This window comes from Ferrovum sp. JA12 (assembly GCF_001431705.1).
In the GTDB taxonomy this organism is placed as follows: Bacteria; Pseudomonadota; Gammaproteobacteria; order Burkholderiales; family Ferrovaceae; genus PN-J185.
This window is the reverse complement of sequence record NZ_LJWX01000001.1, coordinates 873,026-883,434: the sequence shown is the minus strand read 5'-3', so window position 1 is coordinate 883,434 and position 10,409 is coordinate 873,026. Positions and strand designations below refer to the sequence as shown.

General features: G+C 43.9%; 10 protein-coding genes. 2 read left to right on the top strand and 8 right to left on the bottom strand.

Annotated features, from left to right (window positions below; all coding sequences use genetic code 11):
• Nucleotides 1-6 precede the first annotated feature (6 nt).
• From FERRO_RS04595 to rluD, 3 genes are read right to left on the bottom strand one after another with little or no spacing between them, the layout of a single operon-like run.
• Complete coding sequence (locus FERRO_RS04595) at nucleotides 7-780, bottom strand: ZIP family metal transporter (RefSeq protein ID WP_204374741.1); 774 nt, start codon at nucleotides 778-780, stop codon at nucleotides 7-9.
• 32 nt (nucleotides 781-812) lie between these two features.
• Nucleotides 813-1,568 carry a peptidoglycan editing factor PgeF gene (pgeF, locus tag FERRO_RS04590; protein WP_056929658.1) on the bottom strand — a complete coding sequence of 252 codons (756 nt, stop codon included), beginning with the start codon at nucleotides 1,566-1,568 and terminating at the stop codon, nucleotides 813-815.
• Nucleotides 1,561-2,556 carry a 23S rRNA pseudouridine(1911/1915/1917) synthase RluD gene (gene rluD / locus FERRO_RS04585; RefSeq protein WP_056929657.1) on the bottom strand — a complete coding sequence of 332 codons (996 nt, stop codon included), beginning with the start codon at nucleotides 2,554-2,556 and terminating at the stop codon, nucleotides 1,561-1,563. The genes pgeF and rluD overlap by 8 nt, the downstream gene beginning before the upstream one ends.
• Here rluD and FERRO_RS04580 point away from each other — a divergent pair.
• Nucleotides 2,549-3,349, top strand: coding sequence for an outer membrane protein assembly factor BamD (locus FERRO_RS04580; protein ID WP_082601177.1), 801 nt, complete (start codon nucleotides 2,549-2,551; stop codon nucleotides 3,347-3,349). The genes rluD and FERRO_RS04580 overlap by 8 nt on opposite strands.
• A 10-nt stretch (nucleotides 3,350-3,359) precedes the next feature.
• Here the strand turns inward: FERRO_RS04580 and ftsB are convergent, their stop codons facing one another.
• The 5 genes from ftsB to frc all read right to left on the bottom strand — a co-directional run bounded on the left by ftsB (nucleotide 3,360) and on the right by frc (nucleotide 8,860).
• On the bottom strand, nucleotides 3,360-3,701 hold the full coding sequence (ftsB, locus tag FERRO_RS04575) for a cell division protein FtsB (protein ID WP_082601176.1): 342 nt from the start codon (nucleotides 3,699-3,701) through the stop codon (nucleotides 3,360-3,362).
• Between the two features lie 18 nt (nucleotides 3,702-3,719).
• The gene (gene eno, locus FERRO_RS04570) at nucleotides 3,720-5,000 is read right to left on the bottom strand and encodes a phosphopyruvate hydratase (RefSeq protein WP_056929656.1); all 1,281 of its coding nucleotides are present in this window, start codon (nucleotides 4,998-5,000) and stop codon (nucleotides 3,720-3,722) included.
• A 19-nt stretch (nucleotides 5,001-5,019) separates the two neighbouring features.
• Nucleotides 5,020-5,853, bottom strand: a complete 834-nt coding sequence (gene kdsA / locus FERRO_RS04565) for a 3-deoxy-8-phosphooctulonate synthase (RefSeq protein ID WP_056929655.1) — start codon at nucleotides 5,851-5,853, stop codon at nucleotides 5,020-5,022.
• Nucleotides 5,850-7,499 (bottom strand): CTP synthase, encoded by a 1,650-nt coding sequence (locus FERRO_RS04560; RefSeq protein WP_056929654.1) that lies wholly within the window; start codon nucleotides 7,497-7,499, stop codon nucleotides 5,850-5,852. Before FERRO_RS04560 ends, kdsA begins: the two co-directional genes overlap by 4 nt.
• Nucleotides 7,500-7,618: 119 nt before the next feature.
• The gene (gene frc / locus FERRO_RS04555) at nucleotides 7,619-8,860 is read right to left on the bottom strand and encodes a formyl-CoA transferase (protein WP_056929653.1); all 1,242 of its coding nucleotides are present in this window, start codon (nucleotides 8,858-8,860) and stop codon (nucleotides 7,619-7,621) included.
• A 411-nt stretch (nucleotides 8,861-9,271) separates the two neighbouring features.
• Here frc and FERRO_RS04550 point away from each other — a divergent pair, with 411 nt between their 5' ends.
• Complete coding sequence (locus FERRO_RS04550; protein WP_056929652.1) at nucleotides 9,272-10,294, top strand: 2-dehydropantoate 2-reductase; 1,023 nt, start codon at nucleotides 9,272-9,274, stop codon at nucleotides 10,292-10,294.
• The last annotated feature ends 115 nt before the right edge of the window (nucleotides 10,295-10,409 follow it).

Here is a 10,409-nt window from a genome sequence, read left to right as displayed (position 1 = left end):
AATATTCTACTCTCCCACCAGTATATGCATCCAATGAATAGAGGCGACACCTAAGGCAATCAGTATCACTTGCCAAACTGACTCTTTAACATCAATTCGGCGGTGGAGCCCTGGAATCAAGTCAGCCACAGCCACATAAATCATGCTTGCAGCTGCCATAGCTAATAAATAAGGGACACTGTGCTGTAAAGACTGTAGCGCGAGACAAGCAAACACTCCACCTACTAAAGTGGCTACGCTAGTTAACAGATTAAATAATAATGCTTTTCTTTTTGACAATCCAGAATGTAAAAGTACCAAAACATCTCCCGCCTCTTGCGGAATTTCATGAGCAATAATAGCCAAAGCTGTCACAATACCTAGTTGAGTATTAGCAACAAAAGCCGCAGCAATAATAATCCCATCCACAAAATTATGAACAGAGTCGCCCACCACCACCATGGCACCGGTACGATGGTGGCTCTCGTGAGCTTCACGTGTATGCTCTGTCATGTCATGGGCATGAACATGACGCCATAAGACCAGCTTTTCTAACAGAAAAAACAATAAAATTCCCGCTAACACAGTCATAGAGACTAAGTCAGCATTATGCGAGAGAGTAAAGGCATGGGGCAGTATTTCCAAAAAAACAGCGCCTAACAGTGCACCAATAGCGTAACTAACCAGTAAAGGAACCCAGGTGGGACGAGCAGTGAGCACCACAAATATTGCACACACCACCGATAGCGAACCCGCAGCCAAACTTGCTATGACGGTATTAATTAAAGGACTCGTGATCACTGATCGTTACTCTTAGTGTTAATGGTTCAATATTATACGTTGCTTTGCATGGGGTCATCGATCCAAATGAAGTACCCCATTCGTCCAGTCAAGCCCACATCACGCCGGTGAGAATAAAACAAATCTGCCTGTTGATAATTGCAGGTTTCGCCCCCATAAATGGCTGTAATTCCAAGTTGGTGTAACTGCTGTTTAGCGAGTGCCACTAAATTCGCCTGCCATTTTCCAGGTTTTGACGTTTGCTTAAAAGCACTTGCGGCTTGCCTGTTGTGTTGCATAAAGACATCCCTGACTTCTTGCCCTACTTCAAAGTTTGACTGACTAATAGTAGGGCCAATCCATACCAAAAGCTGGTCAGTTGTAACGCCCATAGCCTGAATGGTTTTTTCAATAACCCCTTGCGCTAAACCTCGCCATCCGGCATGGGCTACCGCCACCACTTTTTCTGTTGCATGACAAAACAGTAAGGGCATACAATCCGCTGTTAAGACTACGGCAGCCTTACCCGGTGTAGACAGTATCGCTGCGTCCGCTTCAGGAGGGGCACTATCATGACGATCGTCAAGCCTCACTACTGTTGTACCATGAACTTGTTTTAGATAATGGGGCTTAACTTTTATATATTGCTCAACTCGTTGACGATTAATGGCCACATGCTCAGGCACGTCCTGCACATGATCACCCAAGTTAAGGCTGGCCCAAGGACCTACACTTACTCCACCTTGACGCACTGTGGTAAAGGTTTTTACCCATTGAGGAGCAGGCCAATTAACTATGAATTCATTCATAACGACACTGTCTCAGCGCCTCCACAAGCGCGACCAAGTCCGCCGCCAAAGGAATACTCCATTCACAATACTCCTTAGTTCTTGGGTGAATGAGTCCTAAGCGAAAAGCCTGTAGCGCCTGTCGATGAAGGGATTGTAAAGCCTGCATACTGTTATCATCAAAGCGGGCAGGTTTCCCCCCATAAACCGGGTCCCCTGCCAAGGGATGACCAATAAACTGCATATGTACTCTAATTTGATGGGTTCGCCCCGTGGCAAGGTGACACTCAACCAATGTGTGACAAGGTAACCGCTCAAGAATATTGTAATACGTTAAGGCTTCTTTCCCCGTGGCCACCACCGCCATTTTAATGCGTTGAGTGGGATGACGACTGATGGCAGCATCCACTTGACCGGGCATAGTTAGCATCCCCTGAACACAGGCCCAATAATGTCGTTTAACGGTCCTTGCCTGTAATTGCCGCACCAAATCCTGGTGAGTGGATAAGTTCTTGGCCACAACCATTAAACCATTTGTGTCTTTATCCAGACGATGCACAATACCGCAACGAGGGACCATTTTTAATTGATCGTTATAAAACAACAAGCCATTTTGTAAGGTGTTTGTCCAATTGCCATTCCCTGGATGAACCACCAATCCAGCGGGCTTATTGATAACAATCAGGTCTTCATCTTCAAAAACAATGTGTAACGGAATGGGTTGGGCTATGATTACCTCAGGATCTACCTCTTCAGGAATAAGCATGCTAACTTTGTCATCGGTCCATACCTTCCCTTTGGGTTGCGCTACCTGACCGTTAAGCTTCACGTCACCATTTTTAATCCATTGCTGTAAGCGACTGCGAGAATAATCTGGAAAAAGAGCCACTAAGGCTTGATCAAGACGATAACCTGCCAAATCGTGAGGTATCATGACTTCCATTGAGTCAAGCTCATCAAGACTGGTATAATCTATTAAATTAACAAATACTTTGGACATTATGAACATTAGTATAACTCGTTTTTTACTCCTTACCTTATCTTTGGCTATAGTGAGTTGTAGTAGTGCTACAGATGACTTGGATCCTACCAAAAACTGGTCGGCTTCTAAAATTTATACCGAAGCTAAAGCACAAATGCTTGATGGTAACTACGAACAAGCAGCCAAACTTTACGAATCGCTGCAAACTCGTTACCCCTACGGTATTTATTCACAGCAAGCAGAACTTGAGCAAATTTACTCTTATTACAAGCAAGGGGAAAAAGCCTCCGCCATCAGCGAGGCTGATCGCTTCATTAAGGCCCATCCCAGTCATCCGGGAGTGGATTATGCCTACTATATGAAAGGACTGGCTAACTTTGATGATGACTTAGGTCTTTTTGGAGTGTACTCCCAATCAGATCTGGCTCAACGCGATAGCAAACCCTATCGTGATGCATTTGAAACCTTTAAGGAGTTAGTAACCCGATTTCCGAAGAGTAAATACACGCCCGATGCCGTTGTTCGCATGCGTTATATCGTCAACGCCCTAGCGAAGGGTGATGTCATTACGGCCAGGTATTATTATAAGCGTCAAGCCTACCTCGCTGCCGTAGATCGAGCTAAGGAAGTACTTAGTCAATACCCTAAAAGCCCACAGGTGGAAGAAGCCATCTATATTATGGCAAAAAGTTATCAAGCCATGCACTTAACAAAACTCTCAGAGGATGCCTTCAGAGTATTAAATCGCGACTTCCCGAATAGTCGCTTTTTAAAAAACAAACCGTCTATCAACACCCCCTGGTGGAAAAAAATTCTTTAAGGAATAAGACTTATTTATTCTTTGATGACTGAGCGGCAGGATTAACTGATTGGGAATCATTTTGTGAGGGAGGAGGCACGTAACGATAAAAAGTTTCTCCTTGTCGAACCATGCCTAAATCTGTTCGGGCGTGTTCCTCCAAGGCATCGGTGCCTTTTTTTAGATCCCTCACTTCAGCAGTTAAAGCATCATTACGTGTTTTTTGTTGCACATTAGCGTCTCGTTGCTGACTGATCTGCTGATTTAAATTACGAATTCTCAGCCACCCCCCTTTACCAATAAAAAGGGAATAGCTGAGCATAGTGATTAATAGTAATAAAACAAATGAGACTATCTTACTAGGATCCCTCATTACATCCCTGACCGTAATTTACAGTTGATAAAAAGTATCTTTGCCCAAATAACGTGCAACAGACCCTAATTCGTCTTCAATTCTCAGTAACTGATTATATTTAGCCAACCGGTCTGAACGGGAGAGTGAACCCGTTTTAATTTGTCCCGCATTGGTTGCCACAGCAATATCAGCTATAACAGTATCCTCGGTTTCACCGGAACGATGAGATATCACGTTGGTATAACCCGCACGCTTTGCCATTTCAATGGCGGCAAAGGTTTCTGTTAAGGTACCAATTTGATTAATCTTAATTAAGATAGAGTTAGCAATCTTGCGCTGAATACCCTCTTTAAGAATCTTAGCGTTAGTGACAAAGATATCATCGCCCACTAACTGTACCTGTTTTCCTAATCGAGCAGTCAGCTCCTCCCAGCCACTCCAGTCAGCCTCCGACATAGCATCTTCTATGGTGATTAAGGGATACTTATTGACCCAATGAGTCAGATAATCAATCAGCTCCCCTGAACTCAAGCTGCGGTTTTCAGCATGTAAATGATAAAGTCCATCCTTGTAAAACTCAGAACTAGCGCAATCTAAACCAATAGCAATATCCTCTCCAGGGCGATAGCCTGCTTTCTCAATAGCACGCATAATAAGTATCAAACCGGCTTCGTTACTTTGCAGTCGTGGAGCAAACCCACCCTCATCACCCACAGTGGTGGACATCCCATCTTCATCAATCAATTTCTTAAGATGATGAAATACTTCAGCACCATAACGTAGAGCCTCCTTAAAACTGTCAGCCCCCACAGGAAGTATCATAAACTCCTGCATATCAAGACCATTATTAGCGTGTGCCCCACCATTAATAACATTCATCATGGGCACCGGCAATTCAATCGCATTAGCGCCCCCCAGATAACGGTAGAGTGGTAAACCAGTTTCCTCAGCAGCAGCTTTTGCTGTGGCGAGAGACACGGCTAAGATGGCATTGGCCCCTAAGCGTGCTTTATTTTCGGTGCCATCTAATTCAATCATGGTTTGATCAATATAACCTTGTTCACTGACATCCAGACCTACAAGAGCTTCATATATTTCAGTATTCACATGATGAACTGCTTTTTCCACACCTTTACCCAAGTAGCGTTTACTATCCCCATCACGCAGTTCAATCGCTTCACGACTTCCTGTGGAAGCTCCTGAGGGAACCGCAGCTCGACCTAGTGCGCCATCCTCAGTGACCACCTCGGCTTCCACAGTAGGGTTACCACGAGAATCAAGAATTTCACGGGCGTATACTTCAACAATAGAACTCATAATAGGGTTTCCTAATCAATCATTGAATTTCAATCAAACCTTGTTTTTTAACAATCATATCAATTTCAAGCAAAGTCTCTAATAACTCTCTCATCTGACCCAAGGGCCAGGCATTGGGTCCATCTGATAAAGCTTGCTGTGGACGAGGATGGGTTTCCATAAAAATACCAGCAATTCCGGCCGCCATCGCCGCACGGGCTAAAACCGGGACAAACTCCCTTTGGCCGCCACTTGCTGATCCCAAACCACCAGGTAGCTGGACGGAGTGAGTGGCATCAAAAACCACTGGGCAACCTGTCTCTCTCATGATGGATAAAGAACGCATATCCGATACCAAGTTATTGTAACCGAAGGATACCCCCCGCTCACAAACCAAAATATTATCCATACCACTGGCTTTTTTGGCTTTATCCACCACGTTTTTCATATCATGGGGAGCCAAAAACTGCCCTTTTTTAATATTAACAGGCCTACCAGAGAGTGCTACCGCCTCAATAAAATCCGTTTGCCGACATAAAAAAGCTGGCGTCTGTAAAACATCCACCACCGCGGCCACTTCGTTCACATCCTCTCTTTCGTGAACATCCGTTAATACAGGAATTGATAACTGTTTTTTCACCTCAGCGAGAATAGCTAAGCCTTGATCTTGTCCAGGACCACGAAAAGAACTTCCTGAGCTGCGATTAGCTTTATCATAGGAGGCTTTAAAAATAAAAGGAATCTCCAGTTCTTGCGTTATTTCTTTTAATTGTCCTGCAATCTCAAACACCAACTCACGGGACTCTATAACACAAGGTCCCGCGATCAAAAAGAAGGGCTGATTAATACCGGCTTCAAAGTGACACAGTTTCATGATTGCTCCCCAGGTAACAGGCTTTTCTTATGCTGCGCTAATGCTGCTTGGATAAAAGCACTAAACAGAGGATGTCCCGCGCGGGGCGTTGAAGTGAACTCAGGATGAAACTGGCACGCCACAAACCAAGGGTGAGAGGGCAACTCAATCATCTCGCATAATCCCTCATTACTGGATTTTCCTGAAATCTTCAGTCCTGCCGCCGTCAATTGAGGCAAATAAAAATCATTCACTTCATAACGATGACGATGACGCTCAGTAATCAGCTCCTGTTGATAAATCGCTCTGGCCAGAGAGTCTTCTTCTAAAATACAACTCTGCCCACCAAGACGCATGGTGCCGCCCAAATTAGAACTACTGGTACGCTTTTCAACGCTCCCCTTAGCATTAACAAACTCTGTGATTAAGGCAATCACTGGGTGAGGCGTTGTGGGCTCAAATTCGGTACTGTGAGCCGCAGTTAAATGCGCACAATGACGGGCGAACTCGACAACAGCCAATTGCATCCCCAGACATATTCCCAAATAAGGAACGGCGAATTCGCGAGCAAAGCGGATAGCTTTTATCTTTCCTTCCACACCACGCTTACCAAAGCCGCCAGGAACTAAAATGGCATCCATTCCTTTTAGACAATCCACGCCATCACTTTCCAAGCGCTCTGAGTCCACATAATGAATATTAATTTTCGCTCTCTGATGGATCCCCGCATGAATCAAAGCCTCGGATAAAGACTTATACGATTCTATTAAATCGACGTATTTGCCAACAATGGCAATACTGACCTCATACAAAGGATGCTCGATGGCATCCACTAATTTTGACCATTGTGACAAATCTGCTGGGGGTGCTTTCATTGCTAGCTTAGTTAACACAATCTCATCTAAATGCTGGGCGTGTAAACCACTGGGTATTTTATAAATACTATCCACATCAGGAGCAGAAATCACAGCGTCCACATGCACATTAGTAAACAATGCAATTTTACGACGTTCATCGTTAGGTAATGGCCGGTCAGCACGACAAATGAGTACATCGGGCTGTATCCCAATTTCACGCAACTCTTTTACAGAATGCTGAGTAGGCTTGGTTTTAATCTCTCCCGCAGAGGGCAAGTAAGGCAACAGAGTCAAATGAATAAAACAGGTGGCATCACGGGGTAACTCAACGGCCATCTGACGAATGGCTTCTAGAAAGGGCAAAGATTCAATATCGCCCACCGTTCCACCAATCTCAACAATGGCGATGTCGGCATCACTCGATCCTTGATTAATGCAATTCTTTATTTCATCAGTAATATGCGGAATAACTTGAACTGTCCCACCCAGATAATCACCGCGGCGTTCTTTTTTAATGACACTTTCGTAGATTTGCCCAGTGGTGAAATTATTTTTTTTAGTCATTTTGGCACTAATAAAGCGCTCATAATGGCCTAAATCTAAGTCCGTCTCTGCTCCATCATCGGTAACAAATACTTCCCCGTGCTGAAATGGACTCATGGTGCCTGGGTCTACATTGATGTAGGGGTCAAGCTTGAGCATAGTGATACGGATGCCTCTGGATTCCAGGATAGCACCCAGTGACGCGGCTGCGATGCCTTTTCCAAGGGAGGAAACAACACCGCCGGTGACGAAAATATACTTAGTCATGGAATTAGATAAATGTAAGACGAGTGATTATATCGTTTAATAGCATTTACCTCAAACATTACCGACAATGCTTTAAGCAAAACGAGCAGAGATCTAGCCCCCGCCCGCACTGACAGTCATCACTTATTAAAGGCTCCTGCTTGTTTATGCTGCGTAATTCTATCCTCATCCCAACCCAGAATCTCCTTAAGAATTTCATCAGTATGCTCCCCTAATAAAGGAGAGCGTTTGATGGGTACCTTGTTATCGGACAATTTAATGGGCATCCCCACATTAAACCATTTCCCGCGTTGTGGATGATCTAACTCAACATACATTTGTCGTAACTTAACATGATCATCTTGCGCTAAATCCTCGGTACTCATAATCGGACCACAGGGTACGTCGATATTATTAAGAATGGCCATAAACTCTCGTTTGGTGTACTGGCTAGCATAATCAGTAATCAGTTGCCACATGATGTTTTGGTGACGCCTTCTCTCTTGAATAGTTCTAAAGCGAGGGTCTTGTACAAGCGTGTCACCACCTATTTTTTTAGCTAGGTTTTCCCACACAGCCTCTTGAACCACAACATAAATATAATCATTGGGACCCCCAGGCTTACATTGAATGGCATTACCCAGTTGCCCTCCGCCTGAATCATTACCACTGCGCGGAGCAGCAGAGCGGTTTGCAGTATCTACAGAGTATTCCGGCAGGATACCGTGACTGAGTCGCTGATGATCTCTGAACTTAACACGACATAAATTCATAACAGAATCCATCATGGCAACTTCCACATATTGTCCTTTGCCTGTTGTGTGTCTGGCTTGCAAGGCAGCCAAAATCCCAATAGCCAAATGCAACCCTGTACCTGAATCACCGATTTGAGCGCCAGTGACCAAAGGTGGACCATCATCAAAACCTGTGGTACTCATAGATCCACCCATGGCTTGCGCAACATTCTCATAGGCTTTGAATTCAGAGTAAGGCCCTGCTGACCCAAAACCTTTTATAGAAGCCATAATAATCCTGGGATTGATGTTATGCACTGTTTCCCATGTAAAACCAAAACGATCTAAGACGCCGGGCCCAAAATTCTCCATCAGTACATCACATTGTTTTAATAACTCAACAAATACCTCTTTACCAGAGGGGTTTTTCATATTAACCGTGATAGACCGTTTATTACAATTCAGCATAGTAAAGTACAAGCTATCTGCATCAGGGATATCTCGCAACTGCCCACGTGTAATGTCTCCTGTAGGCGGTTCAAACTTAATGACATCCGCTCCAAGCCAAGCCAGTAGTTGTGACGACGTTGGGCCCGCCTGAACATGGGTCATATCAAGAATACGAATACCGGATAAAGCGTTTTCCATAAATCCCTCTTTGAAAAATAATGTTTTAATCTCACCTTACCTTTTTGTCGCTTTCACGGAAAAATGTCAAGTACATATGTCAATTCTTTCGCATTAATTCAGACAAATTCTGCCAAGTTTGGGTAATATTGGGGGGGTAAATTCGATAATGAGTAATAATTAATAGTGTTTACTTAAGTCATAGTTAAAACATTCTATGACGCTACAGATTAACTGACAAAAGACTCAACTCCAAACCACGAGAAACTCCTGACTTTGGCCACGGGGCGGTTCAGTACAAGTTAATAATGTATTAAAAACCCGATGTTAACATTTAATTCCCAACAAATTATGGCAAATGGGTATATTAAAAAATATTATGCATAGAAAACATAAGTTGCTTATAGTGATATTAAATTCTTAGGATAAATCATGAAAATTTGTATTATCGGTGGTGGTGGAGCTATCGGTGGCTTTTTAGCTGTTCAATTAGCCCGATCTGGCAATGAAGTTACGGTAGTAGCTCGGGGCAAAACACTCTCAGCTATATTAGAAAAAGGGTTGACTCTGATCAGCGAGGAACACCCGGAGGGCATTCAAGGCCCTGTTCGAGCGGTGGAAAATTTCAGTGAAGTGGGCGTGGTAGATTTAATTATTCTGGCGATCAAAGCCCATCAACTAAGTCCCATTGTGAATCAAATAAATCAAATAGTGGGACCAGAAACGGTCATTATCCCCATGCAAAACGGTATCCCATTCTGGTATTTTCAACGTCAAGACGGTCCCTATCAAAATCATATAATAGAGACCGTTGATCCACAGGGCCTGATCATGAAAACCCTAAATCCCAATCAAATCATTGGCTGCGTTGTCTATCCTGCTGCCATGAGTGTTTCACCGGGGGTGATTAAACATGTGGAAGGAGTGCGCTTCCCCTTAGGTGAACTCGATGGTGCCATGACGGAACGAATCCAAAAAATCTCTGCTGTCATGACTGCGGCAGGTTTCAAATCCCCCATACTCGAGGATATTCGTTCAGAAATATGGCTGAAATTGTGGGGAAATTTAACTTTCAATCCGATCAGCGCCTTGACTCACGGTACTCTATTAGAAATTTGCCAACATCCCAAAACAAGAGAGTTGGCAAAGGAAATGATGACCGAAGCTCAAAACATTGCCCATCAATTAGATGTTACCTTCCGCGTCAGTATTGAAAAACGCATTGATGGGGCGGAAAAAGTGGGCCGACATAAAACGTCCATGCTGCAAGATGTGGAAGCCGGGAGGGAACTCGAAGTCGACGCGCTATTGGGCTCAGTCATTGAACTCGGTAAACTTGTCAATGTTCCCACTGCGCGACTAGAGACCGTTTACGCACTGACCACCCTTCTCATGGAATGCATCCAGGATGCCAGAACAGGGATTTCTCTCACGAGACCTGGTAATCAACACTGAGACTTGGGGTCAAAGATACAAATAGTTTGCAATCAAAAAAAATGGAATGTTACAATAAAAATTGTAACCAATAATTAATTTTAAACATCACTACAGACTCAGTAATAATACTATT

Excerpts from the sequence above, each read along its gene's own strand:
- rluD (WP_056929657.1), bottom strand. The coding sequence starts at position 2,556 with ATGTTCATAATGTCCAAAGTATTTGTTAATTTAATAGATTATACCAGT.
- FERRO_RS04550 (WP_056929652.1), top strand. The coding sequence starts at position 9,272 with ATGAAAATTTGTATTATCGGTGGTGGTGGAGCTATCGGTGGCTTTTTA.
- FERRO_RS04580 (WP_082601177.1), top strand. The coding sequence starts at position 2,549 with ATGAACATTAGTATAACTCGTTTTTTACTCCTTACCTTATCTTTGGCT.
- pgeF (WP_056929658.1), bottom strand. The coding sequence starts at position 1,568 with ATGAATGAATTCATAGTTAATTGGCCTGCTCCTCAATGGGTAAAAACC.
- ftsB (WP_082601176.1), bottom strand. The coding sequence starts at position 3,701 with ATGAGGGATCCTAGTAAGATAGTCTCATTTGTTTTATTACTATTAATC.
- FERRO_RS04560 (WP_056929654.1), bottom strand. The coding sequence starts at position 7,499 with ATGACTAAGTATATTTTCGTCACCGGCGGTGTTGTTTCCTCCCTTGGA.
- kdsA (WP_056929655.1), bottom strand. The coding sequence starts at position 5,853 with ATGAAACTGTGTCACTTTGAAGCCGGTATTAATCAGCCCTTCTTTTTG.
- frc (WP_056929653.1), bottom strand. The coding sequence starts at position 8,860 with ATGGAAAACGCTTTATCCGGTATTCGTATTCTTGATATGACCCATGTT.
- eno (WP_056929656.1), bottom strand. The coding sequence starts at position 5,000 with ATGAGTTCTATTGTTGAAGTATACGCCCGTGAAATTCTTGATTCTCGT.